The sequence below is a fragment of the Natronosalvus caseinilyticus genome, from assembly GCF_017357105.1.
GTDB classification, from domain to species: Archaea; Halobacteriota; Halobacteria; order Halobacteriales; family Natrialbaceae; genus Natronosalvus; species Natronosalvus caseinilyticus.
In genome coordinates this window covers 1,606,610-1,633,367 of the sequence record NZ_CP071596.1, presented here as the reverse complement: position 1 = coordinate 1,633,367, position 26,758 = coordinate 1,606,610, and the positions used below count along the sequence as shown (strand labels likewise).

Sequence of the window (26,758 nt, the reverse complement as noted above, 5' to 3'; positions counted from 1 at the left end):
ACCCGACACCGGAGGCTGACTGAGCGATTCGGAAGGGGCCTGCTCTCGTAGGCGTGCCAATAATCCACGGGCCGACGCTGCCGTATCCTTCGGTATCGACTACTGGCGATCAGCACCTGAACGATGGGTTCGTACACAGTGACCAGCGAATACACGCGAGAAAGTCGATAGTTGAGAGTTAGTCTACGGCTGGTCATTTCCAGAGATCACAGTCCCCAGGGGCGTCAGGCATCGTCGTTCGGGAACGAGGCCTCGAGCAGTGCTCGAGTACGAACCGTCGACGACTGGACTCAAAATCGGGGTCTGGTCTGCTCGAGCGTTCGAACCGAACGTTGCGAGCGACTCCTGAGACGATGTGGAGGTGGAGTTCGCTACGAGCGCGTACGCGTCTGAGATCCGTACTCTGCAAATGGGCTCAGTTGCACGGACGAGGTCGTATCGGAGCCTCACAAGTGAGAGAAGAGATACCAGGACCAGCAGTACGAGCCAACCGCTATTCTCGATTTATTTGTCCACCGATCTCGAGCGCTGTCGCTGTCGGGTCAGTGTTCGATAAAATGAAAAACGCGGGACCGGAACTGCTCCGGTTAGTTCAGCTGCTTAGTCCTGGCGGCGGAGTGCCAGCATCGCAGCGCCGAGGATTGCGACGAGGGCGACAGCGACGCCGAATCCGGGCTGATCATCGGAGTCGTCGTCATCGTCGCCGGTGTCGTCACCAGTGTCGTCGCCGGTGTCGTCACCAGTGTCGTCGCCGGTGTCGTCGCCGGTGTCGTCACCAGTGTCGTCGCCGGTGTCGTCGCCAGTGTCGTCGCCGGTGTCGTCACCAGTGTCGTCGCCGGTGTCGTCGCCAGTGTCGTCACCGTCGGTGTCGTCACCGTCAGTGTCTTCACCTTCTTCGACCGTGAAGGTACCCTCGTCGATGACATTGTCACCAACGATGAGCTGCCAGTCGTGGTCACCAGCAGAGGCCTTCTCGTCCGTGCCTTCGAGCGTCACGGATTCGCCAGCGCCGACGGTCGGTTCCTCGTCGATGACGTTCTTCTCGCCGTCCACGACGAGCTGAACGGTGGTCGTGCCTTCGGCGTCACCGTTGTTCTCGAGATCAACGGAGAACTCGAGGACGTCACCTTCGACAGCGTTCTCAGGGACGGTTGCGGTTGCCTTCCAGGCAGCACCGGGCTCAGAGTCGTCTTCGCCTTCGACGACTACGCCGGTGTACTCAGCGGAAGCGCCACCAGCTTCGGTCGCGCGAACGGTGCGAAGTTCCTCACCAACCTCGCGGTCGCTGAGGTCGAACGTTGCAGTTGCCGTGTGGTCGTCACCGATGACGATACCGGACTGGGAAAGAACCGAGGTCTCGAAGCGGAGACGGAAGTCGACTTCCGTACCGGGCGCGACGTTGCTCGTCACGGAGACTGCGGATTCTTCGACGTTATCGAGTTCGACATCGCCGTCATCGTTGACTCTGTCGAAGTCGATCGTACGCTCTTCGATGCTGAGGTCAGAGTCGTCGCCTTCGTCCTCAGTGACGTACGGGTTGTCTTCGGAGACCGTGAAGTCAACGTTCCAGGTTTCGCCGGCGTCGACCTCGCTGTGAGCGCTGAGGTCAGTCACGACGTAGAACGTACCGTTCTCGGCGTCAGGTACGACCTGGTAGTCAGTCTCAGTGACGTTGAACGAGGGAGCCTCACCGTATCGAGGCTCGTTCGTGTCGGAGAACGTCAGGGAGACGTTGCTGTCAGTGTTCCAGGTACCGTCGGCGTTGAACAGGTATCCGTAGACACCAGTTGCCTCAACCTCAACGATAACGAGGTCATCGTTAGCGATAGTGTCGGTCGAGGTCAGGTCGTCCTGGATGTTGCTGAAGTCGTCGTCGTAGTTGTAGCTAGCTGGTGCGGTCCAGGTGTTGAGTTCGCCGGTCGAACGGTCCTGGAGCAGCAGGAGTGCGGCGTCGTACTCGTCACCAGCCGCCTCGGTACCCTCGTAGACTTCGAGCTCGAAGTCAGCGGGCTGGAGGCGGTATTCTTCGTCGAACTGAGCATCGAAGTCAGTTTCGTCGCTGACGGACACAGAACCACTGTCGCTAACGACCTCGAACGTTGGTCCATCGTCGTTAGCTGCGTTGTAGGAGTTGAAGCGGACAGTTACTTCGCCTGCCTCTTCGGTGTCGGTCACCGTGACGTTGGCGTTGTAGTTCTCGTCCTCTTCAACGATGTTGAACGTGGCCGTGTCGGCGTTCTCGAACTGAATCGTGATGTCGACGTAGTCGCCAGCGTCAACCTCGTAGGTGTTCTGATCGAACGAGATGTCAGTCTGGAGCTCTGGTGGTTCCTCGACAGTAATCGAGGGAGTTGCTTCAGCCGTCGTGTCAGGGACATCGACGGTGAAGTTGTATTCACCAGCAGCGATACCCGAGAAGTCGGCATCGAGTTCCGCGTCGCCGTTCTGGACGACGTAGACGTCGCCCTCGGCAGCACCAGCGTCAGTTCCGAAGATGCTCTCGAGTTCGCTGCCGTCGAGACCATCAGCACTGATGTTGGTCTGGTAGTCGCCACGGTTCGAGTCGATCGTGAGCGTGGCGGACGTGCTGTCGCCCGAGTTGTAGACGGAGTCCTCACTCCACTCAGACGTCAGAGACTGTTCGACGACTTCAAAGGTTGCCCCAACGTCGTCGGCGTCTCCATCCTGGGTGTCTTTGATCCAGTAGTCGCCGTTCTGAAGACTCGTCGAATCAATCAGAACGTACCCGTTCTCTGGCGAGAGCTCCCGAACGAGCCCGTCATCATCACCAGGACCGGTTCCGTGGCGGAGCTGTACATCATTCGTAGTGTCGTAGTGTCCAGTCTGGCCTTGCCAGAGCAGGGACGTAGACGTGACGTCATCACCGTGGTTCGATGCAGCGGCGGAACCCGCAAGGGCCGCGCCACCGATCGCAACAACGGAGAGGACCATCAGCGTAGCCATGAGGACTGCGCTGAACTTATCCTTGTAATTGCCTGTCATTGTTATCGTTGTATTCTGTTACGGCAACAGTATCGTTCCTGCCAATCGCACATTACCGTGCGTGAGGCCATACTTACTACTGTCACCCTGGGTAGGGGTATTAGATACCGAAGAGCCATTGTTATAAATGCTTTGTGGTGGTCTCGGGGTATGCCAACCCTGCACAATCTCCCTCAGACCCCGCTCAGTCCGGTATTAGCGCCGAACGCGGTCGACGTCCAGCTCGAGAATACATATAAAGGCCAGTAACTGTCACGGATTGGTGAGGGTCACGGTTTGGCGCAGGACCGACTCCAGTATTAGTGGTTAGACCGAACTATTCGTCGGGAGTGAGTGTCCAGGATTGCCGAGAGGATGGAGTTTCGGGCAATCGTAAGACCGGATTACCGCTTCAACGATCCAACCAGTCTCAGGGCTGCCGGCGAACGTGATGATGACATGACGACTATGGGGCAGACTCGAGACGAGTCGTGCGCAGCGTGGCCACCAGTGATCGGCTCTCGAGGGTCGCACTGCTCGAACCACTCGAGCCGCTCAAATCACTCTAACTTCTCGAGCTGCTCGAGCCGGACGACGCTGTGTCACTATACCATCGATGCCGTGAGAAGGGTCGAAAGCGCTGAAGAGAGAAGGAGCGTCCGCGGCTGTCGATCGCTATCGGGAATTCAGTCTCGAGTCAGGATCGTGATCGCGATTGCGATTTTGATCTCGTGACCCGTTTCGGAAGAACGCTCAAGTGTACGCCCGTGTAACCCGAGACATATGAGCGGGAAGACGATCCGGGTTCCCGAGTGGTTCCACGACCGCGTCGCGAAGGCCAAACGATCGGACGAAACGATGGCCGATGCGTTAATCCGACTCTCCGGTGGACCGCATCCAGAAGCTGTCGCCGGTTTCCTCTCGGAAGAAACGGCCGCTGAAATGGAAGCGGCTATCGACAAAAAGAGAGACGCAAGCATCGAGAATCGACGTGATCTGGTTGACAGCATGGATGATTCTCGATAGCTCTTTTTTGATCGCGCTCGGACGCCACGATCAGGCTGCGTTCGAAACGGGCGTCTCGATCGCCGAACGAGGTGACATTCAGTGGGTTCCAACGCCAGTAATCGCCGAACTCGAGTACGGCGTCGAAATGGTCGGCGATGCGGACGAGCGGCGACGAACTCGAAATGTGCTCCGTATGTACCCACACGTCGAAATCAACGCGGAGTTCGCTCGCTGTGCCGGACAGTTACTAGCCGCGGCCGACAAAGACGCGGGTGGTCCAGGTAATTCGGGTGCAGACGACATCGATGCGCTGATTGCGGGGGTTGCAACAGTACTCGAGGATACCGTTCTAACAGACAACGTAGCCGACTTCGAGGCGCTCGGTGTCGAGATTGAAACGTGGTAATCACTGACCATCTTCCTCGATCGAGTCCGTCCCGTGAATCCAACTGAGATGCCTCGAAACAGACGACCCAAAACGTCGGCTACTCAGTCTCGAGTCACGATCTCGATCTCGTGGCCGTCCTGATCCTTCGTGAACGCGTAGCGGTCGTCACACGACTCCGGATCGCGATAGTCCTCGCTCTCGCGCTCGAGCAACTGATCCCAGGCTTCGTGCAGATCGTCCACGGAAACCGCGAGGTGGCCCCAGGCGTCGCCCATGTCGTAGCTCCGGCCGTCGTAATTGTACGTGAGCTCGAGGGTCATCTCCTCTCTGGAGGCGCCCTCCCGCTGGACGAAGTAGTTCGCGAAGGTGTCGGACTCCCAGCGACCGATCTCGTCGTACTCGAACTTTCGGGACCAGTAGCCCAGCGCCTCGTCGGCGTCCTCGACGCGGATCATCGTGTGGTCGAGGCTCCACTTCTCGCCGTAGTCGCGCTTGACGATCTCGATCTCGTGGCCGTCCGGGTCCTTCACGAACGCGTAGCGATTCCCGCAGGACTCGGGATCGCGGTAGTCCTCGACGCCCTCGTCCATCAGCTGCTGGTAGCTCGACTCGAGTTCGTCCTCGGGAACCCGGACGGCGATGTGGCCCCAGGCGTCGCCCACCTCGTAGCTCCGGTCGTCGTGGTTGTACGTCAACTCGAGGACTGCGCCGTCCTCGTGGTCATCCTCGGGACCGAGGTAGACGTTGGTGAAGGTGTCGGCCTCCCAGCGTCCCTTCTCCTCGTAGTCGAAGTGGGTACCGTACCACTCCAGGCTCTCCTCGAGGTCCTCGACGCGCAACATGACGTGATCGAGCGTAGCATCCATGCCCAGAAACTCGGCTGCCGGGAGGAAAAGGCTAGCGGAGGCGGCGACCGACGGGGGAGAGAAAAGGAGAAATCGACGGCGCTTTCCCGCTCCCGTGCGCGCCCACGCGTATGGACACACTCTACTTCGCCACCGGCAACGCGGGCAAACTCGAGGAGGCCCGCGAGTACCTCGACGGGCAGGCGGCCCTCGAGCAGGTCGAGTACGACTACACCGAGATCCAGAGCGACGACCTGGGGGAGATCGCCGCGACGGGTGCGCGGGAGACCTACGACGCGCTGAAGGCCGGCGACGCGTTGGCGGGAGACGACGAGCTGGCGGCCGAGAAAGCCGACGTCGACGGCGTCCTCGTCGACGACACCGGCCTCTTCATCGACGCCCTCGGCGGCTTCCCGGGACCGTACTCGGCCTACGTCGAGACGACTGTCGGCGTCGAACGCGTCTGGCGACTGCTCGAGGCCGAGGACGAACCCAACCGTCGCGCACACTTCCGCACGGTCATGGCCTACGCCGACGCCGAGGGCGTCGAGACCTTCGAGGGGTCCGTCGCCGGTACCATCGTCGCCCCGCGGGGCGAGGCGGGCTTCGGCTACGATCCGATCTTCGAGTACAACGGCCAGACGTTCGCGGAGATGACGGCCGCGGAGAAGAACGCCATCTCCCACCGCGGACGCGCGCTGGCGGCGTTCACCGACTGGTACGCGGATCGGTAGCGCCTCGGAACTCTCTCGAGGGACGAACTCGCAGGAGAGACACGAGCGGCTCGAGCGACGTGAACGACTTAGACGATGCGAACCACTCGAGCAACGCGAACCACTCGAGCACACTGCCCTCGTAGGAATCGAATACGACGGGGTACGTCGCCTATACTAAACCGCGGGCGACTGGTTGGCCTCCCCGATGGAGCACCTCCCACTCGCCGACCGCCGTGTCCTCGTCACCGGTGGCGCCGGCTTCATCGGCAGCCACCTCGTCGACGCGCTGGCCCCCCACGCGGAGGTTCGCGTCCTCGACAACTTCGTCAACGGGACGCGTGAACACGTCCACGACGACGCGACCGTGATCGAGGGCGACCTCCGCGATCCGATCGCCCTCCAGCGTGCGGCCCGTGGCGTCGACGTCATCTTCCACGAGGGCGCCATCGTCAGCGTTACCGAGAGCGTCGACGAGCCCCGGTACACGAACGACGTCAACCTCGAGGGAACCCTCGGCGTGCTCGAGCAGGCCCGCCTCGAGGATGCCCGGGTCGTCCTGGCCTCGAGCGCGGCGATCTACGGTCATCCCGAGAGCGTCCCCGTCGCGGAGTCCGATTCGCTGACGCCAACCTCGCCCTACGGAATCCAGAAACTCGCCCTCGATCACTACGCACGCGCGTACAACGAGTTATACGGGCTCGAGACCGTCGCTCTGCGCTACTTCAACGCCTACGGCCCTCGCCAGCAGGGCCCCTACAGCGGCGTGATCGCGACGTTCCTCGAGCAGGCTCGCGCCGGCGAACCGATCACGATCGAGGGCGACGGCGAGCAGACGCGCGACTTCGTCCACGTCTCGGACGTCGTCCAGGCGAATCTCCTGGCGGCGACGACCGACGCGGTCGGGCGGGCGTACAACGTCGGAACCGGCACGCGGACGTCGATTCGAGATCTCGCCGAGACGATTCGAGACGTCACCGATTCGGACTCGAACATCGTCCACGTCGAACCCCGCCCGGGCGACGTCCGCCACAGCGTCGCGTCCGTGGCTCGAGCGCGCGACGAGCTGGACTTTACGGCACGAATCGACCTCGAGCCGGGGCTCGAGCGCCTCGTCGAAGGGGAGACGGACTCCCGGGCAGTACAGCAGACAGAGGGTCGCCCGACGAACGAGGTCGGCGGCGAGCGGGGAACGAGCGGGGGCCGGCAGGACGCGTAGACACCTGGGACGACCGCGCCCACGATTTGGACTCGGTGTCCCTTTCGTGCGTGGTCTCTTTTTCGTCTCCGGTGACCGTCACGGAAGGGACGACTTACTGCGACGAGAGTCCGGCGACGCTCTCATCTGTGAGCGACTCGAGACAGCCACGGCTTCTTGGGAGTCACGCTCGCGTGCGTGTAGGACGCCGATAACTAACGAGGGAGCAGCCCTACTCCCTGGGTATGGCTACAATCGACAGCATCATCGTGTTCGCCGTGAGCTTGCTCATCGGAGCCCTCGGAATCTACGTCGGGGCCAAAGTCATCGTCGACACGGAGGACTACACCTACGCCCTGGTCACGGCCCTCATTGGGGCGATCGTCTGGGGCGTCGTCGGGTTTTTCCTCGGCTGGATTCCCCTCCTGGGTCCAGCGATCGTCCTCATCGCGTACCTCGCGGTGATCAACGCGCGCTATCCGGGCGGCTGGATTCAGGCGGCGGCGATCACGCTCGTGGCCTGGCTGAGCGTGCTCATCGTGCTCTACATCCTCGCGTTCCTCGGCGTGACGACGTTCGACGCGGCGGGGGTCCCGGGCGTCTGAGTCGTGTTCGACGGGTTGAGCCATTGGAGGCGGACCGCCAAGCTCGAGTCGCCGGGATCGACCCCTCGACCACACTGCTCGACGGGCGTCACACGCCAGCTCCCCGCGCTGGACGCGGGTATCAAGCCAACCTCTCGAGTCGCCTGAGTGTCGCCGAATACAATATCACTTGTACTCTTATAAAAACTACTTTAGCGCCGCGCGTCGATGATTGCTGACAGACCCCCACAGAACGGCGTTTCGACCAGTTTCAACCGAGTTACACTCGTCGCATGAATCCAGCCACCATCTCTAACCCGGTCGTATCTGCCCCGGCCGAGTGGTCGACCCTCGAGTGGTCGATCACCGGTATCGGTGCCCAGACACGTGCACAGGTGTTCGCGCTCCAGACACACCTCCAGGCCCAGACCCAGGGCGGCGAGGAGTCCCACCTGGCCGCGATCGTCGGCATCTTGGCGCTGGCGTTTCTGGCCGGTGGCCTGGTTCTCCGGAAGCGACTCGCCGTGGGCAAGGAAGCGGACTCGAGAGATTCTTCGGAGGGCGAGTCGATGCTTACCGACCGCGAGCGGGTGTGCTCGCTGATCCAGCGCAATGGCGGGCGGATGAAGCAGTCGGCGATCGTCGACTCAGTCGACTGGTCGAAGGCGAAGGTGAGTCGCCTGCTGGCCGACCTCGAGGACGAGGGCGAGATCACGAAGTTGCGGATCGGTCGCGAGAACCTCGTGTGTATTCGGGGGAACGAGCCCACCGCGACCCGATCGCACGAGCCGCCGCGCGATCCCCAGTAGGTATCGAGTACACGATGCGGTGTCCGACGTAAACCCAAACGAAATGGCTCATTTCTGGCGCGGGCGCCGGTTGGAACGATATCGGTAAGGAGCAGTTTGTCGTTTCCCGTCGAAAGCGTTGGGCCGGTTTATGCCCGCCTTCGTCAAGTTTCGTACGCCTTTACGGCACGAGATGACATGAGCACACGAAAACACGTAGTCGTCGTACTCGTCGCCCTGATGATGCTGACGAGCGGTGTTGCCCTGGTGGGGGCGGCATCCGCATCAGGAGCGAGCCTGGCAATACAGGACGACGAGGCGAACGACACTGAGAACGACACAGCGAACGACACGAGCGAGGCGGACGACGAAACAGCACAACCGTCCGCGAGCGTGACGTTCAGTGACCAGACTACCGACGGAACCTCCGTCGTCGTCGACGAGGTGACGATGGAGGAGGGCGGCTTCGTGACGATCCACGATAGCTCGCTGCTCGTCGGCAACGCGCTCGAGAGCGTCCTCGGAACCTCCGAGTACCTCGAGGCGGGCACGCACGAAGACGTCGAGGTCCAACTCGACTCCTCGCTCGAGGAGAGCGAGACGCTGATCGCGATGCCCCACCTCGATACGAACGACAACGAGACCTACGACTTCGTCGAGACCGAGGGCGAAGACGACGGTCCCTACCTCACCGAAGATGGTGAACCGGTGACCGACGAGGCTGCGGTGACCCTCGAGTCGGCAGAAGAGCCGGCCAACGACACCGACGACGTCGATGACACGGAAGCCGATAACGAGACGGACGACACCGATGCCGAAGAGCCGTCTGAGTGCCCCGTCGAGGAGGATGACGGCGACGACGCTGACGACGAGCACGACGGCGTCGATAACGAGACCGACGACGCCGAAGCCGAACCGCCGGCCGACGATGCTGACGAAGAACCGGCCAACGACACCGACGAGGATCCGGCTGACCACGCCGACGAAGAACCAGCCAACGACAGCGACGACGCTCCCGTTATGGAGCCCGACGCTGACGCCGTCGAAGACGGCGTGACGATCGTCAACGCGAACTTCTCGTCGGTGACGATCGAGGAAGTCACGATCGAGAACGTCTACATCCTCGTCCTCGACGACGAGGAAGCGCTCGACCGGCTCGAGGAGATGCTGGGAGACGAAGAGAACGTAACCGTCGTCGACGGTGAAGACGACATGGATGGCGTCCACGATAACGAGACTGACGACGATGGTCTCGACGACAATGAGACCGACGATGACGGCCTAGACGACGAGGACGGCCTCGATGACGACGATGGTCTCGACGACAACGAGACTGACGACGATGGTCTCGACGACAACGAGACTGACGACGATGGTCTCGACGACAACGAGACTGACGACGATGGTCTCGACGACAACGAGACTGACGAGGACGGCCTAGACGACGATGACGGTCTCGATGACAACGAAACAGACGACGGTCTCGGCGACGATGATGGCCTCGACGATAACGAGACCGACGACGGCTTAGACGACAACGAGACTGATGATGGCCTCGATGACAACGAGACTGACGACGGCCTCGACGGCGACATGGAATCGTTCACCATCGAAAGCCTCGAGGCACCGGAGAACGCCACCGCCGGTGACACCATCACGGTCAACGCGACCGTCACCAACCCCAACGACGAGGAGGCCACCCAGGACGTCGAGTTCAGGCTCCAGGGCAACCTCGTCGAGTCGCAATCGGTGACACTCGACGCGGACTCGAGTGACACCGTCGAGTTCGAGGTCGACACCACCGGCGTCGAAGCCGGCGAGTACGTCCACATGGTCCTCACTGACGAGTTCGGTGAAGTAGCCTTCATCGAGCTGACGGAGGAAGACGAGATGGACGACACCGAGACCGATGGGGACGACGCGGACGATAACGAAACCGACACTGACGACAACGACACTGACGAGACCGACGACTACGACGACAACGAGACCGACGACAACGAAACCGACGACACGGATACGGACTCCCGTATTCCGATCGGCGTCGTCGGACTGGTCTAGGCACGACCGGACGTCGAGTCGCTATTTTTCAGCCGTCCGTCACCAGACCCATAGACGTGCGCCCGCTCGAGTGACTGACGAGGCGCTAAACGGACGACCGACGGAGGAGAACGAGCGACTTACTCGAGTAGTCACGAAACCGGCGCTTTTTTCGATCGATCGCCACACGTCCCAGTCATGGACGCACAGGACGACGTCGCGGCGTTTCTCGAGAGACACGAACTCCAGACGGATCCGGCCTACCGTGCCCTCGACCTCGCTTCCGAGGTCGGTGAGGTGGCGAAGGAACTCAACGAGTCGACGACATACGGAGCTGACCCCGAGGCCGCCGCCATCGCTCGAGACGAACTCGGGGACGCGCTCTTCGCCCTGCTCGCACTCTGTACCGAAGCCGACGTCGACGCCGGAGCAGCCCTCGAGGAATCGCTCGAAAAGTACGAGCGGCGACTCGAGGCGTCCGGGAGCGCTGGCTCCGGGAGTTGACGGGCGAACGTGACGGGTGAGAGGAGCGATGAGTCGGAGCCAGGGTCACGAACGATAATAGGGCATGCGAGCCCCACCCGTGGGAGATGGTTTCGATTCGAAACCGGTCGGCTATGCCGCGTCGGGAAGTGCTTTTAAGCGGAGGCTGCTAGGCTCGCGTGATTCCGGTGGTCCGTCGCGTCCCGAACCCGTTTCGATTGCTGATTCTCTGGATCGGCTTCGCCCTCGCTCGAGCGGGGCTGATCGAGCGCGAACGGGCCCGGCGGACCACCGACCTCGCCTGGCCGCGCATCGTCACCGGCATCGCCCGCATGTCCAAGAGCGCCGTCGACGTCGCGATGGTCGGCATCGCGGTTGGCTCGTCGGCCATCGCCGGCGTCGGGTTCGCCGGCCCGTTCTGGGGGCTCGCGTTCTCCGTCGGCGGCGGCGTCGCCGGCGGCACCATCGCACTCGTCTCCCAGCGCTACGGCGCCGAGGCCTACGACCAGCTCGGACAGGCCGTTCGCTCGAGCGTCTTCCTCGTGGTCGTCGTCTCGCTCCCCATCACGGCTACTTTCTGGCTGTACGCCGAGTCATTCATCGGGCTGATCACGAACAACCCGGACGCGATTCGGTACGGCTCAGACTACCTCCAGGTCGTCGCCCTTGGCATCCCCTTCGCGGGGCTCAACCTCATCGGGAGCCGCGTATTCGTCGGCATGGACGACGCCTGGACGCCCATGGTCGTCCGGGCCGGCGGCGCCGTCGCCAACATCGGGATCAACGCGGTGTTGATCTTCGGCCTCGACCTGGGCGTCGTCGGCGCCGCCCTCGGGACCGTTCTCTCGAACGTCGTCGTCACCGCGGTGTTCGCGATTGGCCTGACCGCCGGTCGGTTGCCCGGGGCGAGGGCGTTCCCCGTCCGCGTCAATCCCGTCGGGAGCTACGTGGACGCCCCGACGCTGCGGGACCTGGTCACCATCGGCCTCCCCGTGTTCGGCACCAACCTCGTCTGGACCCTCGCCGAGTTCCCCATGCTCGCCATCGTCGACGTCTTCGGCGAGGACACCGTCGCCGCCTACGTCATCGCCCGGCGCATCTGGGGCGTCATGAACACCCCCGGCTGGGGCTTCGGGCTGGCCTCCTCGAGTCTCGTCGGGCAGGTACTCGGCACCGGCGACGAGGGAACCGCCGAGCAGTACGGCCGCGAGATCATCCGCTTCGCCGTCGCCGTCTACGCAGTCTCGGCGTTCCTGGTCTTCGTCTTCGCCGAGCAGATCACGCTGCTGTTCAGCAACGATCCGACGGATCCCGCGATTCCGATCGCCGTCTCGCTCGTCCACGCCGCCTGCGTGGCCGTCGTGCTTCGCGGCGTATCCGGCGGCGCCTCCGGCCCGCTCAACGCCAGTGGCGACACCCGCTGGCCGTTCTACAGCCAGTTCCTCGGGATGTTCGGCTTCGCGATTCCGCTCGCATACCTCGGCGCGAACGGCCTCGAGCTCCCGCCGCTCGAGGCAGCCGTCCCCCTCGTCGACGCCACGGTCGCGGCCCCCGGCGTCTCGATACCCGCGATCGGGCTGATGGGGCTGTACCTCGCGTTCGTCGCCGAGACGGCCGTCCCTGCCGCGGTCAACTACTACCGATTCTCGACGGGGAAGTGGAAGCAAATCAGCCGGTCGTACCGTCCGGAGACACCGACGGCGGATGACTGACGTCCGAAGCGGCACCTTTCTTTCCGTTTCTCGACACCGAAACGCAGATGTACGAGGGTCGAGTAGAAAGCGACGAGAATGACGGTCGAGTCCTGCTCGGCAAAGGGTGGCGTCGGGGGAGACGCGTCGATCGTCGCGTCCGCTGTCCAACTATTCCAGAGCCGTTTCTCGAGCGCTCGACGTCGCATCCAGCGCGAGGGCCGAGTGGTGTCCGGTGAGGACCGAGTGACGTCCCGCGAGGGAGAAGAACGCGATCAATACGGCCAACCAGAGGAATGTGAGGAACGCGACGGATCAGACAAAAGTGACCGACGCGAGGTGATCGCTGCGTGAGCGAGGTCCGCGTTCGCGTCGCCGACGCCGTCGACGCCTACCTCCAGCGCAAGGCCGTCGGCAACCCGGACGGACCCGGCGCCGGCACCTACGCCTCGAACGCCGAGTCCGTCCTCCGCCGGTGGGCGGAGTGGCTCGAGCGCGAACACGCCGTCGCCTCGCTGTTCGACCTCGACGTCGAACACATGCGCGCCTACGCCGAGGAACTCGACGGCAGAACGCGCCGGGGCGACTACACCGCATCGACGGCCGGCACGTACTTCGCCGTCGTCAGGGCCTTCCTCTCGTGGTGCGTCCGCGGCGGCATCCTCGAGACCAATCCCGCGGCGACCGACGCTGCCGAGGGGCCCCTCCCGGTCGACGACGGCGCCGACGCCAGCGACCGATCCTGGACCCGCGAGCAACGCGACGCGCTCGAGGCGTTCGTCCGCGAGCGATCGCTCGAGGCCGAGGACGCCCCCAGATCCGAGCGCCTCGCCCGACTGCGCGAGTACGCGATGGTCGCCGTGCTGGCTCACTCGGGCGTCCGCGGCGCCGAACTCTTCCGGGTTCCGGAGGACGACCGCCGCACCGGGGCGACCTGGGCTGACGTCGACTTCTACTCGGGAACGATCCGCGTCCTGGGGCGATCACAGCGCCTCGAGGACGTCCCGTTACCGGCCTCGGCGCGGACGCCGCTCCGGCGCTACCGCGTCGTCCAGGACCCGCCCTCGAACGAGTGGCCGCTGTTCCCGACGCGACACGCCCCCTCGGTCTCCCGGCGGGTACGGACGGTCCTCGAGGAACGCGGGTTCGGGGACGACGAGATCGAATCGCTCTGTGAGAAACACACGTCCGCGGAGCTCTCTCGACGGTTCGCTATCGCGCCGCCGGCGATCACCACCGAGGGCGCGCGTTCGATCCTGAAGCGGCTGTGTACGGCCGCCGAGATCGACGTCGGTGGCGACTACCTGACCCCGCGGGGAGCCCGAACGGGACTGGGCGAGCGAACCTATCCAGGCGAGCAGGCCTCGGTGGAGACGGCCCTCCGCCAGCAGTCCTCGGAGCAATCGATCGCCATCGTCGAGGATCGGCCCGACCTGGGGCTCGGCGGCGTCGACGATCTGGTGGACGTGGAGGTTGATGTCGACGCGAACGCGGATTCGGGTGCGGATGCGGATGTCGACGCGGACGCGGACGAATCCTGATCGACCCAACACGGGTACCCGAGCTCCCAGGAGCTCGATGCCTGAGGCTCGAGGCTGGAGGATCAAGGCTGGAGGACTTAGGCTGGAGGCTGGAGGTCTAGTCCCCTGATCAATCCGCCGAAACGGCCCGCTGCTCGACCATCTCCACCGCCGCTCCACCCTGCTCGCAGAGCAGTTCCGTGACGTACGCCGCGACGTCGATCTTGTCGTCGAACAGCCGTTCCCGGCGCGCTCGCCAGCGCGCTCTCGTCTCGGGATCCTCGACGATCTCCCGAACCAGGTCGAGTCCCACCTCCTCGTCGGGCGTCGACCGGAGCAGGTCGTAGGTCTCCTCGAGTTCGACGAAGTTAGTCATGTCCTTCTCGCGAGCGGCGAACGACTGGATGCGAACGGTCGGCGTCCCGAGAAGCGCCGACTCGGTCGCCATCGTCGCCGAGTCACCCGCGTAACAGTCGGCGAAGTAGAGCAGGTCGTGGATCAACGTCGGCGGAACGGGCAGCTGGTAGGCCTCGAGGTCCGACGGAAGCGGATCCGTACTCGTGATGTAGATGTCGCCGTGCTCGTCGAGCATCGAGACGAGTCGACGCTTGCCCTCGAGCGAGAGGCCGCCCTCGCCGACGTCGTGGAGCGCGTCCCACCGGCGAAACCGGAGAACGAAGTAGGTGGCGTCGGGGTCGACGCCGTGGGCGACCAGTGCGTCCGGGTCGGGTTCGAAGTACTCCGGGTGGAGGTAGGCGAGTTCGTGGAAGCCCTCGTAGCGGACGTGGTTCGCGCCGTAGTCCTCGTCGTAGTGGCGCGGGGTGGCGACCACGTGGGCGAACGGGGTCGTGATTCGGTGGGAGGTCGTCCCTTCGTTGTCGACGAAGACGACGCTCCGGGCGCCGACGAGCGGGGCGACGTGGGATACCGCGACACCGCCGATGGCAGTCATCACGTCCGGACCGATCTTCCGAACTCGCCGGAGCAGTCGGAGTTCGTAGGCCAGTTGCACCTTCGCGAGTTCCGACAGCGAGTCCTGGGGGCCCGTTAGCACCTCGTGGGGGATGCCGTAGGCGTTGAGCAGCGGCACCGCCAGGTCGTTCTCGCGTGCGAAGACGAACACTTCGTGGCCCCGCGCCTCGAGTTCGTCGATGACGTGGCGATAGAAGTGGACGTGGGCGGGGTGCTGGATGGTCACGACGGCCTTCATTCCTCGCTCACCACCGTCACCGTGCCGACGTTGGCATCGTGGTCGAGCGTCATCGCGAACGCGAGACACATCGCCCCGAGGAAGGCGTAGAGGACGGTCCAGCCGACGCGACCGGTCCGCGTCTCCGCACGGGCGCGATTGGCTGCCGCCCACCCGAACGCCGCCGTCGCCAGCAGCCAGCCCGCGACGCCGAGTCCGTAGAGCACCACCAGCGGGTGGAACTCGCGGACGACGTACCGTCGGCCGAGCCGGCGCAGGAAGCCCGTCAGGAGGAGCTTTGAGAGCCGCGGAACGAAGGTCCGGTACTCGATGTGGCTCCGCTCGTCGCCGTACACTGCCGGCATCGACACGTCCGCGATCCGGTAGCCGGCCGTGTTGAGTTCGACGAGCAGGTCGTTCGCGAAGCCGTACTCCTCGTAGAGGGCGTCGAGGTCGACGGCCTCGAGCGCGTCCTTCGAGATGGCCGTGTAGCCGTTCTGGGGGTCCATCATCTCCCAGTAGCCGCTGGCGACCTTCGTCAGGACGGTCAGGGTGACGTTACCGAAGAGTCGCCAGTTCGACATCGACTCCCGATGGTCGCGACCCGCGAGGCGGTTGCCCTTGGCGTAGTCGGCCTGGCCCTCGACGAGCGGATCGAGCAAGCGGTGGAGCTGGTCGGGGTCCATCTGGGCGTCCCCGGCCATGACCGCGGTGACGTCCATCCCGTCCTCGAGGGCGCGGCGGTAGCCGGTCTTGATCGCGCCGCCGACGCCACGGTTTCGCTCGTGGCGAATGGGGACGACCGTCGTCGAAGCGTCCTCGCTGGCCTCATCGTCAGACTGGCTCGAGCGATCGGACGTCTCGAGGGGGGCATCGGACAGCTGTGCGTGGTCGTCTATCGGGCGGTCGAGTTCACGTTCTCGCTCGATACTGCCCAGGTCCGACTCTGGCAGGCGATCTGTCTCGGCGTCGGTACTGGAGGCGACGCTCGAGCCGCCGTCGGGAGCCGTCCGGTCGGGTTGGTCAGAACGCTCGACCCGGCCCTCTCCATCACTCGAGGCCTGGACAGCGCTCGAGGAACCGTTTCCGTCCGTCACCAGTTGCGGGGTCGCCCGCTCGGCGTAGCGCGTAATCTCGTCCCAGGTGCCGTCCGTCGAGCGGTCGTCGACGACGTACACCCGGTCGACGAACGCGGGCATCGTTTCGATCACTTGGCCGACGAACCCCTCCTCGTTGTAGGCGGGCACCACGACGCCGACGCTGTGTGCTCGGTACACGGCGCTCACCTCCGCGCAGGCGACGTGCTCGGAGAGCGAGCGTCGGACTCGCGGGGAGCCGATATCGGTACGTGGGTAGAAGTGCGTCTCATCTACGACTGAGATTCGTCCGTTCGCCCATTGTTATGCGACGCTTGCGGGAACTGTAGTCTCGAGCTATCACGAACGGCGTTTCGGCGGCCCTCGAGCGTCGTCGGTGCCGCTCGGAATCGGTCGACTCCGGTCAGAGCACGAGCGCGAGGACGACCGTCAGGGCGAGCGTAATGAGGAGGACGCTGGTCCCGATGGTCGCCCGGAGCGAGAGCGTCGAGGGGCGGCCACCGTCGGTTCGTCCCGCCTCCTCGAGGTCCACGAGCCACGACGGGAGTCCGCGCGTCGCCCGTTCGACGGCGAGTACGGGGTTGTTTCCGACCCAGTAGCCCGAGCGTACGAGCGAGACGGCAGCCCGGTCGACGGCGGCGAATAGTTCCGTCACCGCGAGTGTCGACCACCGCCCGACGTAGTAGCCCACGGGGTAGACGATGGTCGCGGGGTCCGCGAGGTTGAGTTTCGAGAGCGGCTTGCGGACGAGCGCGAAGCCGACGACCGAGATGCCCAGCAGCAGGGCCGACTCGATCAGGTGACTCTCGCTGTAGGGGTGCAGGTGGCTCTCGCCGCCGGGATACTCGAAGGCCGTCCCCTCGATCAGCGGCAGGAAGTCGACGAGCCCCTGCCACCAGACGCCCAGGAGGAGACACGCGCCGCCGACCGACAGCATGGCGACGGTCTGACCCGGCCGCGCGTCGGCCACCTGGACGTCGCTCTCCCCGTGGAGGAAGGCGTAGTAGCCGAGCTTGATGAACGAGAGGAAGGTGCCGATGGCGCCGAGCAAGAGCAGGTAGTACAGCGCCTGGTACTCGGGCGCACCGTAGTAGCCCGGATCGGCCGCGTCGAGGATCATCCCCTTGCTGATGTAGCCGTTGAACCCGGGAACGGCGGTGATCGAGAGCGCGCCGAGGCCGAACGCGGCGGCAGTCAGGGGCATCTCGCGCCAGAGTCCTCCCAACTTGTACAGGTCCTCCTCGCCAGTCCGGTAGATGACGACGCCGACGGCCATGAACAGCAGGCTCTTGAAGAGGACGTTGTTGAACAGGTGACCCATCGCCCCGGCGACGGCGAGGTTCGAGGCGATGCCGATGCCGGCGACCATGTAGCCGACCTGGGCCTGGATGTGGTAGGACAGCAGCGCGCGCATGTCGTGCTGAAGGAGTGCGAACGTTGCGCCGTAGACGGCCATCAGCCCGCCCATGTACGCCAGCGCGAGGTCTCCTTCGCCAGGGAACGCCCGGTAGAGGACGTACGCGCTCGTCTTCGTGGTGAACACCGAGAGGAACACCGACGCGGCAAAGTGCGGGCGCGGGTAGGTATCGGGGAGCCAGGTGTGCAGGCCGATGAAGCCGACGTTGACGCCGATGCCGACCATCGCCAGTATCGTCGGGATGCCGTCCGCGATGCCGCCCTCGTAGGCGAACGTCCCCGTCTGGGCGTAGTGAGCGGTGACGGCGAACAGCACCAGCACGCCGCCGATGCCGTGGAACAGCGCGTACCGAAAGCCCGCGCGGACGGCGTCGTCGCCGTGGAGCCACACGAGCAGGGTACTGGTCATCGCCATGAGTTCCCACATGAACACCAGCGCGAGCCAGTCGCCGGCGAACGCTGCGCCGAGACAGGAGGCGACGTAGAACAGCGAGAGTGCGAGGAGTCGACGGCTGGCCTCGCTCGAGTAGGCGTAGACGACGGCCATGCCCCCGAGGAAGCCGATCCCGGTCCCGATCATCCGGCTGAAGTCGTCGACGAAGAACGGCTGGACGTCGGCGAACCCGAGGAACGTCGTCGTCAGGTGCTGGCCCTCCGGAACGAGCAGGGAGACGGCGAGGACGCCGAACAGCGAGAGTGCGCCTACGGCGTAGCCGAGGGCACGGGGCAGGACGAGCGCGAGTAGCGCCGCCGTCAGCACGAGCAGGGGCGGGTAGGCGTAGACGAGCGTCTCGACGCTGGTGGCTGCCATCTCTGTCATCCGAGGACCACCTCCCCGGTGACGTTCTCGACGATGGTTCCCGCCAGCTCGAGGAAGATCGCGTAGTCGGGGACCACGCCGAGAACGACGGCCCCGGTGGCGATCACGGTGATGGGGACGAGCATGAGCCACGTGCTCTCGGTGAGTGGGGTGTGTCGCGCCCAGCCGTCGGCGGGCGGGCCGCCGTGGTGGCCGTCGTGGTGGTCGCTATCGAGGGGGACGGGCTCCCCGCGGGGTCCGCGCCGCGTTCCGGCTCCGAACGGGACGTCGGCGTCGCTCGGGTTCGCGTCGACGGCGTGGTTCGCGTGACCGACCGTTTCAGTGTCGGTGTCGGTCTCGCCCTCGAGGCTCCCAGCGTCCGCATCGACCTCGTTTCGCCCGCCGTCGGGCTGGACGGGGTCGGCCACCCGCCCGGTGTAGGACCGGAACTGCCCACCCATCGGGAACTCGACGAGCGGCTTGGCGTCGTGGCGATCCTCGCGTTCGAAGAACGCGGTGTAGACGATGGGCCAGAAGTACGCGATGTTGAGCACGCCCGAGAGCAGGAGGGTGGCTGCGAACAGCCAGCCCCAGCCGTCGAGGTAGATCCACTCGGATCCCTCGAGTCTGACCGAGCCGATCAGCATGTAGAACTTGCTGACGAAGCCGGCGACCAGGGGCATGCCAGCCATGCCAGCCGCGCCAATCGTGAACGCCGACAGGGTGAGCGGCATCCGTTTGCCGATGCCAGCCATCTCGCTGATGTAGTCGGTGTGGGTCTCGACGTGGATGGCCCCGGCGCAGAAGAACAGCGTGAGCTTGCCGAACGCGTGGGCCGGGATGTGGAACAGCGCGCCGAAGATCGTCCACGGGTGCAACAGCGAGAGCCCGAGGACGATGTACGAGAGCTGAGCCGTCGTCGAGTACGCTAACCGGCGCTTGAGGTGATCCTTCCGCATGGCGATGATGCTCGCCGCGGTCAGCGTGAACGCGGCCATGATCGCCACGGGGATGTTGAGTCCCACCTCGCCGACGCCGGGGACCGAGAGCGGCAGGTCGCGGATGGTCTCGGGGCCGTACACCTCGAGAATCACGCGGGCGACGCCGAATGCCCCGGACTTGACGACGGCGACGGCGTGGAGCAGGCCGGAGACGGGCGTCGGCGCGACCATCGCGTCGGCGAGCCAGGAGTGAAGCGGCATCACCGCGGCTTTGACGCCGAAGCCGGCGATCAGGAGGTAGAAGGCGGCCTGGGCCATCGCGGGATCGGCCGCGGCGGCGTCGGCGAGTGCCGACATGCCGCCGGATTCGAAGGCGAGCGTGGGTTCCCCGACGCCCGAGGTGAGCCAGTAGACCAACACCGTGCCCGCGAGCAGGAGGACGCCGCCGCCGAAGAACGTGTAGAAGAGGTACTTCCGGCCGGCGATTCTGGCCTCGTCGTCCTCGTTGTGCGCGACCAGCGGGTAGGTCACGAGCGAGAGGAGTTCGTAGAACACGAAGATGGTGACCAGGTTGCCGGCGAACGCGATGCCGACGGCCGTCGAGAGGCTGGCCGCGAACGCGGCGAAAAAGCGCGTCTGGGCGTGCTCGTCCAGTCCGCGCATGTAGCCCGCGGCGTAAAAGGAGGTGAAGATCCACAGGAAGCTCGCGAGCAGGGCGAAGAAGAGACCCAGCGGGTCGGCCCGCAGGGTGAAGTCGATCCCCGAGACGAACGTGTAGCCCGTCGCCTCGCTGAGACGCCACTCGTAGACGGTCCCGTCCATCACGCCGGGGAGCATGCTCGCGACGATGGCGAACTTCGAGATCGCGGCGAGGACGGACCAGCCCTCGCGAACGTTCGGGTGGCGATACGAGGCGATAATCAAGGCGACGGTGACGGCCGAAACGAGGACGGCCGCCAGCGGTCGCGGGTCGGCGACGGCGTGTTCTACCATCAGGAAGACACCTCCAGGACGCTCTCGAGGAACGGCTCGAGCACGTCGACGAACAGCTCACCGGCGAACCCGAGCGCGACGGCGAGGACGGCGGCGAGAACGAGCACCGTGAGAGTGCCGAGCGGGACCGACTTCCGGGTCGCGATACTCGATTTCGAGTGCCCCCCGTCGGTCGCCGCCGGGGTGTCGTGGGCCGGTTCGACCGTCGAATCGAGGGGTGGAGTAACGTACATGGTCTCGAGCAACCGGGCGGCGTAGGCGAGGGTGAGCATGGTGCTGAAGAGGATGACGGCGGCGACGGGCCAGGCCTGGGCCTCTACGGCGCCGAGGGCGATGTACCACTTGCCGACGAAGCCGACCGAGGGCGGGATGCCGACGAGCGAAAGCAAGAGGACGGCCACCGCCCCGGCGACGAACGGCTGTCGACCGGCGAGGCCGGCGTACTCGTCGACCGTTCGGGCGCCGTGAGCGATGGCGATCCAGCCGACGGCGACGAACAGGCCGGCCTTCGTCAGGCCGTGGCCGACGAGGTGGATGAGCGCGCCAGAGAGCGCCTGCTCGGTGAGCACGCCGTAAGCGGCGACGATCAGCCCGAACTGGGACACCGAGGAGTACGCCAGCAGTCGCATGACGTCGCGCTGGATCACCGCGAGGGTGCTCCCGGCGACGACGCTGAGACAGCCGATGGTCACGACGACTGCCGACGCATTGGGCGTCGAGGCGATAAATTCGGGGCCGTAGACTCCGAAGAGGACGCGCCCGAGCGCGTACGCCGAGGCCGTCGAGACGAGCGCGGCGATCACCGGCGTCACGCCGTCGGGGGCGTGCTGGTAGGCGTCTGGCTGCCAGCTGTGCAGCGGCCACTGGGCGACTTTGATCGCGAAGCCGATGACGATGAAGGCCAATCCCGCGCGAGCGAGGGTGACGTTCTGGCCCTCGAGTTCGGGAATCGTCGCGGCCAGGTCGGCCATGTTGAGCGTCCCGGTTCCCATGAACAGGAGGCCGACGCCCATGAGGTACAGCGAGGCCGCGACCGTCCCCAGGATCAGGTACTTCAGGGCAGCGACCGCCGACTCGGGGCCGTCGCCGCTGGCGACCAGCGCGTAGGTCGCGAGGCTCGTGATCTCGAGGAAGACGAACAGGTTGAACACGTCGCCGGTGAGCGTGATGCCGAGCAGGCCGCCCACGAGCAGCAGGTAGGCGGTGTAGAACGTGTTTCCTCGCGGCCCGTTCGTCCGGGTGTGGAGGAGGACGGCGAACGCCGTTCCGGTGATCAGGAGGGCGATCAGGGTCGAGAGCGGGTCCGCGACGAGTTCGATCCCCATCGGGGCATCGAAGTTGCCGAGCACGTGAATCCGGGCGATCTCGCGGTTCGTCCCCTCGGCGCCGAAGACATCCGACGCCAGCGCGAGCGCGGCGGCGAACAACCCCGCCGTCGTGATCGTCGCGACCGGCCAGCCGACGCGGTCGTATCGGAGGCCGAGCGCAATCGGCGCCAGCGACAACAGGATGGGCCCGACGATCAGCAAGACGACGAGCGTCTCGAGGCTACTCATCGGTGCGCACCTCCCGGAGGGTGTCCTCCCGAAGCGTCCCGTACTCGCTGTGGATGCGGACGATGAGCGCGAGCCCGACCGCCGTCAACGCGATGCCGACGACGATGGCGGTGAGCACGATCACCTGCGGGAGCGGACTCGCCAGCGGCGCGTCCGTCCCCGTCTTGAGAATCGGCGCCCGGCCGTCCTCGACGTAGGCCGTGGCGACGAAGAACAGGAAGATCGCCGACTGGAACAGGTTGACGCCGATGAGCTTCTTCACGAGGTTCTGGCTGGCGATGGTCATGTAGAGCCCGATGCCGAGTACGGCGAACACCAGGACGTAGGCGTAGTGGCTTGCGAGTAACTCAATCATCGGTAGGTTCCTCCGTCTCGTCGAATCCATCGGTGGCGAAGCCGGCTGCCGTCGCGAAGAACAGCGTGACGATCACGCCCGAGACGATCAGGGCGATGCCGCCGACCTCGATGGCCTCCATCCCCCACTTTTTCGCGATGCCGATCGACTCGAAGCGCGCGTACTCGAGGAACGCGCCGTCAAGCGCGATAGTCGCGAGGCCGATCCCGACGAAGACGGCGACGCCGCCGGTCACGAGCGCGACGATGACGCTGTTCGCGAGCCACTGACGGGTTGGCTCGATCCCGAACGCGAAGGCGATCATCAGGATGGTGACGCCGACGATGGCGCCGCCCTGGAAGCTCCCGCCGGGCGTGTTCGCCCCGTGGAGCGTCATGAACAGGCCATAGGTGAGCGTGAACGGGGCGATGATCCTGACCGCCACGAGGATCACCTGGCTCTCGGTGTAGGTGTCCTCGAACCCACCGTTGACGGGTTCTCGATCGCTCATCAGACGAACACCTCCCGTTTCAGGACGAGCAGGGTGGCGACGCCAGCCGCGAAGACGACGACCGCCTCTCCGAAGGTGTCGAAACCACGGTAGGCAGCCAGGACGGCCGTCACCGCGTTTTCGGCCCCCGTGTCCGTGTACGCCGACTCGAGGTACGCCTGAGTCACCTCGGCGTTCGCCCAGATGGGCGCTTCCTGAGAGCCGACGGCGTACATCTCGGGCAGGACCGCCGTCGCGAGGACGAGGACGAACGCCCCGACGACGACGAGCGAGGGCACGTGAATCGACTCGAAGCGGTCCTCGGCCGTCGGGCGGGCCGTCCGGGCGATGGTGAGCAACAGGAGCACCGTCGTCACGCCGGCGCCGATGGCAGCCTCGGTCATGGCCACGTCCGGCGCGAGGAGGAAGGCGTACAGGATCGCCATTCCCAGGCTGTAGGCGCCGAAGACGACGATGACCGAGAGGACGTCCCGGAACAATGCGGTCGCGACGGCTGACAGCAAGACGAAGACGGCGAGTGTGTAAGCGACGGCGCTCATCGCGAATCACCTCCTGTGTCGTCGTGGGTGTCCTCGCGGGCGTCGTCGGCCGTCCACGGCTCGATACCGACGTCGGAGGCCGACCGCGCGATGGCGTGGGCGGCCGTCGGGTTCGTGACGAACACGAAGAACAGCAGGAGGACGGTGTACGCCGTCGCGTGTTGCCATCCCAGCGCCAGCGCGACTGCCGCGAGCGTGAAGCCTGCGCCGAGGGTGTCCGTCTGGGACGCCGTGTGCGCGCGCGTGTAGACGTCTGGAAGGCGGATGACGCCGACTGCCGAGACGAGCGTGAAGAACACGCCCGCGCCGACGAGAGCGACGATGGCCCAGACGCGGATCGTTTCGATCACAGCACTCCACCTCGTTCGACGGTGAACTTCGAGATGGCGATTGCCATCAGGAAGTTCAACAGGGCGTAGATCAACGCGATGTCGAGGTACCACGGCTGCTCGAGCGCCACCGAGAGCAGCGCGAGGATGACGACCGTGTTCGTCCCGAGGACGTTGACCGCGAGGAGGCGATCCTGGGTCGTCGGGCCGGCGACCGCCCGGTAGAACATGACGATGGCGAGGACGACGAACACCGCGGCGGCGACGAGGAAGATTTCGCTGAGGTCGGTCGGCGTCATCGCTCGTCACCCCCTTCGGTGGGAGATGCGGCGTCCGGGTTCGAATTCGGGTCCGAATCGGCATCTGCGTCAGCGGTAGCGTCCGCGTCGAGGGCAGGGGCCGAAGCGGGAGTGGGCTCCGGATAGACGACCTCAGCGTCCCCCCGTTCTCGAGGCGACGCGATGGCCGCGGACCCCCGGCCGTAGAAGACGAACCGGATCGCTCGCTCGAGGCTGCCGTCGAACAGATCGTCCTGTGCGGCGGGGATCAGCGTGTGGACGATCAGCGACTGGTCGTTCGCCCGGACGGTTAGCGTCCCTGGCGTGAGCGTGATGCTGTTGGCCAGCGCGAGCAGCGGCAGGCCGCTCTTGACGCGGGCGTCGACGCGTGTCATCGTGGGCTCGATCGGCATCGAGGGCCGAAGGATGGCGATCGAGACGGCCACGTTGGCCTTGACGATCTCGTAGAGGAGGTACGGAATGTAGAGGAGAAAGCGGATCAACAACACGGGGCCACGCGTGATCGACGGCTCGCGGATGAATGTGACCTGCGAGAGCGTCAGCGAGACGATTCCGGCGACGGCGACGCCGGTGACGAGGTCGAACCAGTAGGTCGGATCGCCGAGGACCAGGTAGAAAATGAACGAGATGCCGAAGAGGCCGAAGAAACGACGCCAGCCGCCAGTGCCGACGAATCGCGCGTGCTGGGCTGGCCGGTCGACCGGCGCTTCGTCGAAGGGCAGATCGATCCGTGTCAGTTCGCGCTCGAGCGGTTGCAACAGCGGCGCGGTCGCCCCGGGCTGGTACTCCGGATCGAGGACGAGTCGGTCCAGGTCGTGTGCCTCGGCGTAGGCCGCGAACGCGTCGGCGTAGTCCTTCGGGCCGAAGAGGTACTCGTCGGCGCCGATGATGGCCGTCTCGACGGTGACGGTCGCCTCGACGTCGTCGGTGTCCTCGCCGACCCACGTCGCCGCCCGCTCGAGCAAACGCTCGGCGGCCTCGAGTTCCGCACGTTCCTCGGGGACGTCGGCCTCGAAGGGAACGGCGACCACGAGGTGACAGACGAGTTCCCTGGGGCCGGACGCGGACTCGAGACTCGACTGGACCGCGTAGGCGACCGTCTGGCGGACGGTGGACGACTCAGAGAGCGGGACGAGCAGGCGGTCAGCCGCCACGGCGGTTCCCTCCGGTCGAGCGCACGTGCGGGTGACACGCTCGAGTCGCCCGGGTTCCGGCCCCCGATCCGGCCCCGAAGACGACGCTCGAACGCGTGCGATATTCGTTACTCATGGCGCTGTTGTCTGATAGTCGACTCAAGCGGTAGCCACAGGAAAACTATTTCGTTATCCGCCAGATGGAACGGGGATTTTTTCGGGTTCCGGAACGCGTTTCCGGGAGTGGATGTTTCGAGTCCTTTAGGTGTGTTCCCGCTGGAGGACTAGGCGATACTCGATGACGCTGTACTCGCGGCTCCGGCCGCTGGCGTTCGCGCTGCCGCCCGAAACGGCTCACGACGCCGGGAAGACAGCCCTCCGGGCGGCTCAGTCGACGCGGCCGACCAGGTGGGCCCTCGAGGCCGCCTACCGATACGAACACCCCGCCCTCGAGGTCGAGCGGTTCGGGACGACGTTCCCCAACCCCGTCGGTGTGGCCGCGGGTTTCGACAAGAACGCGGAGTGTACGCACGCTCTGGCCGCCCTCGGATTCGGCTTCGTCGAAATCGGGACCGTCACGCCGTACGCCCAGACCGGCAACGAGCGCCCGCGCCTGTTCCGCCTCCAGGAGGACGAGGCGATGGTCAACCGGATGGGGTTCAACGGCGACGGGATGGATCGAGTCCGAAAACGGCTAGAGGCGGACGGCACGCCCCGGATTCCCCTCGGCGTCAACGTCGGGAAGATGAACATTTCGACCGAGCGCGAGGCGATCGAGGACTACCGCCGCGTGTTCACCAGACTGGCGCCGTTCGCCGATTACGTCGTCGTCAACGTCTCCTGTCCGAACACGCCCGACGAGTTCGACGAGAGTTCGCCCGAGCACCTCGAAGCCATCTTCGAAACCCTCCACGCCGAGAACGACGGCGACGTCCCCCTCCTGGTGAAGATCGGTCCCGATTCGCCCGACGAATCGGTCCTCGAGTTGCTCGAGATCGTCGAGGACCAGGGAGTCGACGGCATCGTCGCGACGAATACGACGACTACGCGCGAGGGCTTGCGCTCGCCCGCGCGCGAGGAGTGGGGTGGGCTAAGCGGTGCGCCGCTGCGTGATCGCTCGACGGGCGTGATCCGGTTGCTCGCCGATCACGGCGAGGTGCCCATCGTCGGCGTCGGCGGCGTCGACTCCGCGCAGGCAGCCTACGAGAAGATTCGCGCCGGGGCCTCGCTGGTGCAACTCTACACCGGATTCGTCTACAACGGGCCGTCGACGGCCCGGGAGATCAATCGTGGGCTCCTCGAGTTGCTCCGCGAGGACGGGTTTTCGTCGATCGAAGAGGCTGTTGGGGCCGACCTCGAGTGAGATATCGATTTTCGGGTGA

Annotated in this window: 24 protein-coding genes; 11 read left to right on the top strand and 13 right to left on the bottom strand. The window is 65.1% G+C overall.

Going from position 1 to position 26,758, the window contains the following annotated elements; all coding sequences use genetic code 11:
- Nucleotides 1-600 precede the first annotated feature (600 nt).
- Nucleotides 601-3,003, bottom strand: a complete 2,403-nt coding sequence (locus tag J1N60_RS07880; RefSeq protein WP_312912049.1) for a DUF7827 domain-containing protein — start codon at nucleotides 3,001-3,003, stop codon at nucleotides 601-603.
- A gap of 762 nt (nucleotides 3,004-3,765) precedes the next feature.
- Between J1N60_RS07880 and J1N60_RS07875 the strand changes: the two genes are divergently transcribed.
- Both J1N60_RS07875 and J1N60_RS07870 read left to right on the top strand, forming a co-directional pair.
- Entirely contained in the window at nucleotides 3,766-4,008 is a 243-nt protein-coding gene (locus J1N60_RS07875; RefSeq protein WP_312912047.1) for a hypothetical protein, read from the top strand.
- The gene (locus J1N60_RS07870) at nucleotides 3,995-4,396 is read left to right on the top strand and encodes a PIN domain-containing protein (RefSeq protein WP_312912045.1); all 402 of its coding nucleotides are present in this window, start codon (nucleotides 3,995-3,997) and stop codon (nucleotides 4,394-4,396) included. The genes J1N60_RS07875 and J1N60_RS07870 overlap by 14 nt, the downstream gene beginning before the upstream one ends.
- A gap of 83 nt (nucleotides 4,397-4,479) precedes the next feature.
- On the opposite strand, the gene J1N60_RS07865 is transcribed toward J1N60_RS07870, so the two are convergent.
- Nucleotides 4,480-5,244: a VOC family protein gene (locus J1N60_RS07865; RefSeq protein ID WP_312912043.1), complete on the bottom strand. Its 765-nt coding sequence runs from the start codon at nucleotides 5,242-5,244 to the stop codon at nucleotides 4,480-4,482.
- Nucleotides 5,245-5,354: 110 nt separating this feature from the next.
- Here J1N60_RS07865 and rdgB point away from each other — a divergent pair, with 110 nt between their 5' ends.
- The 8 genes from rdgB (at nucleotide 5,355) to J1N60_RS07825 (ending at nucleotide 14,261) form a co-directional block, all read left to right on the top strand.
- Nucleotides 5,355-5,957, top strand: a complete 603-nt coding sequence (gene rdgB, locus J1N60_RS07860) for an RdgB/HAM1 family non-canonical purine NTP pyrophosphatase (protein WP_312912041.1) — start codon at nucleotides 5,355-5,357, stop codon at nucleotides 5,955-5,957.
- Nucleotides 5,958-6,144: 187 nt separating this feature from the next.
- Nucleotides 6,145-7,155, top strand: a complete 1,011-nt coding sequence (locus J1N60_RS07855) for an NAD-dependent epimerase/dehydratase family protein (RefSeq protein ID WP_312912039.1) — start codon at nucleotides 6,145-6,147, stop codon at nucleotides 7,153-7,155.
- A 224-nt stretch (nucleotides 7,156-7,379) separates the two neighbouring features.
- Nucleotides 7,380-7,739, top strand: a complete 360-nt coding sequence (locus J1N60_RS07850) for a hypothetical protein (protein ID WP_312912037.1) — start codon at nucleotides 7,380-7,382, stop codon at nucleotides 7,737-7,739.
- A 272-nt stretch (nucleotides 7,740-8,011) separates the two neighbouring features.
- On the top strand, nucleotides 8,012-8,527 hold the full coding sequence (locus tag J1N60_RS07845; RefSeq protein ID WP_312912035.1) for a helix-turn-helix transcriptional regulator: 516 nt from the start codon (nucleotides 8,012-8,014) through the stop codon (nucleotides 8,525-8,527).
- Between the two features lie 177 nt (nucleotides 8,528-8,704).
- Entirely contained in the window at nucleotides 8,705-10,567 is a 1,863-nt protein-coding gene (locus tag J1N60_RS07840; RefSeq protein ID WP_312912033.1) for a DUF7282 domain-containing protein, read from the top strand.
- 177 nt (nucleotides 10,568-10,744) lie between these two features.
- Nucleotides 10,745-11,050, top strand: coding sequence for a MazG nucleotide pyrophosphohydrolase domain-containing protein (locus J1N60_RS07835; RefSeq protein ID WP_312912031.1), 306 nt, complete (start codon nucleotides 10,745-10,747; stop codon nucleotides 11,048-11,050).
- Nucleotides 11,051-11,217: 167 nt separating this feature from the next.
- Entirely contained in the window at nucleotides 11,218-12,741 is a 1,524-nt protein-coding gene (locus J1N60_RS07830; RefSeq protein ID WP_312912558.1) for an MATE family efflux transporter, read from the top strand.
- Nucleotides 12,742-13,070: 329 nt separating this feature from the next.
- Nucleotides 13,071-14,261, top strand: coding sequence for a tyrosine-type recombinase/integrase (locus J1N60_RS07825; RefSeq protein ID WP_312912029.1), 1,191 nt, complete (start codon nucleotides 13,071-13,073; stop codon nucleotides 14,259-14,261).
- A 109-nt stretch (nucleotides 14,262-14,370) separates the two neighbouring features.
- Here J1N60_RS07825 and J1N60_RS07820 read toward each other — a convergent pair whose 3' ends face one another.
- The 11 genes from J1N60_RS07820 to J1N60_RS07770 form a co-directional block, all read right to left on the bottom strand.
- A complete protein-coding gene (locus J1N60_RS07820) occupies nucleotides 14,371-15,450 on the bottom strand; it encodes a DUF354 domain-containing protein (RefSeq protein WP_312912027.1) in 1,080 nt (359 codons plus the stop codon).
- Nucleotides 15,447-16,706 carry a glycosyltransferase family 2 protein gene (locus J1N60_RS07815; protein ID WP_312912025.1) on the bottom strand — a complete coding sequence of 420 codons (1,260 nt, stop codon included), beginning with the start codon at nucleotides 16,704-16,706 and terminating at the stop codon, nucleotides 15,447-15,449. Before J1N60_RS07815 ends, J1N60_RS07820 begins: the two co-directional genes overlap by 4 nt.
- A gap of 223 nt (nucleotides 16,707-16,929) precedes the next feature.
- Nucleotides 16,930-18,762 carry a Na(+)/H(+) antiporter subunit D gene (locus tag J1N60_RS07810; RefSeq protein WP_425499337.1) on the bottom strand — a complete coding sequence of 611 codons (1,833 nt, stop codon included), beginning with the start codon at nucleotides 18,760-18,762 and terminating at the stop codon, nucleotides 16,930-16,932.
- Nucleotides 18,759-20,675, bottom strand: coding sequence for a proton-conducting transporter transmembrane domain-containing protein (locus J1N60_RS07805; RefSeq protein ID WP_312912023.1), 1,917 nt, complete (start codon nucleotides 20,673-20,675; stop codon nucleotides 18,759-18,761). Before J1N60_RS07805 ends, J1N60_RS07810 begins: the two co-directional genes overlap by 4 nt.
- The gene (locus J1N60_RS07800; RefSeq protein ID WP_312912021.1) at nucleotides 20,675-22,231 is read right to left on the bottom strand and encodes a proton-conducting transporter transmembrane domain-containing protein; all 1,557 of its coding nucleotides are present in this window, start codon (nucleotides 22,229-22,231) and stop codon (nucleotides 20,675-20,677) included. Before J1N60_RS07800 ends, J1N60_RS07805 begins: the two co-directional genes overlap by 1 nt.
- Nucleotides 22,224-22,586 (bottom strand): cation:proton antiporter subunit C, encoded by a 363-nt coding sequence (locus J1N60_RS07795; RefSeq protein WP_312912019.1) that lies wholly within the window; start codon nucleotides 22,584-22,586, stop codon nucleotides 22,224-22,226. The genes J1N60_RS07800 and J1N60_RS07795 overlap by 8 nt, the downstream gene beginning before the upstream one ends.
- Nucleotides 22,579-23,076, bottom strand: coding sequence for an MnhB domain-containing protein (locus tag J1N60_RS07790; RefSeq protein ID WP_312912017.1), 498 nt, complete (start codon nucleotides 23,074-23,076; stop codon nucleotides 22,579-22,581). The genes J1N60_RS07795 and J1N60_RS07790 overlap by 8 nt, the downstream gene beginning before the upstream one ends.
- Nucleotides 23,076-23,615: a DUF4040 domain-containing protein gene (locus J1N60_RS07785; protein ID WP_312912015.1), complete on the bottom strand. Its 540-nt coding sequence runs from the start codon at nucleotides 23,613-23,615 to the stop codon at nucleotides 23,076-23,078. The genes J1N60_RS07790 and J1N60_RS07785 overlap by 1 nt, the downstream gene beginning before the upstream one ends.
- The gene (gene mnhG / locus J1N60_RS07780; protein ID WP_312912013.1) at nucleotides 23,612-23,965 is read right to left on the bottom strand and encodes a monovalent cation/H(+) antiporter subunit G; all 354 of its coding nucleotides are present in this window, start codon (nucleotides 23,963-23,965) and stop codon (nucleotides 23,612-23,614) included. Before mnhG ends, J1N60_RS07785 begins: the two co-directional genes overlap by 4 nt.
- Nucleotides 23,962-24,243 (bottom strand): cation:proton antiporter, encoded by a 282-nt coding sequence (locus J1N60_RS07775; RefSeq protein ID WP_312912011.1) that lies wholly within the window; start codon nucleotides 24,241-24,243, stop codon nucleotides 23,962-23,964. Before J1N60_RS07775 ends, mnhG begins: the two co-directional genes overlap by 4 nt.
- Nucleotides 24,240-25,397 (bottom strand): monovalent cation/H+ antiporter subunit E, encoded by a 1,158-nt coding sequence (locus tag J1N60_RS07770; protein WP_312912009.1) that lies wholly within the window; start codon nucleotides 25,395-25,397, stop codon nucleotides 24,240-24,242. The genes J1N60_RS07775 and J1N60_RS07770 overlap by 4 nt, the downstream gene beginning before the upstream one ends.
- Before the next feature lie 277 nt (nucleotides 25,398-25,674).
- Between J1N60_RS07770 and J1N60_RS07765 the strand changes: the two genes are divergently transcribed.
- Entirely contained in the window at nucleotides 25,675-26,739 is a 1,065-nt protein-coding gene (locus J1N60_RS07765; RefSeq protein ID WP_312912007.1) for a quinone-dependent dihydroorotate dehydrogenase, read from the top strand.
- Nucleotides 26,740-26,758: the final 19 nt, after the last annotated feature.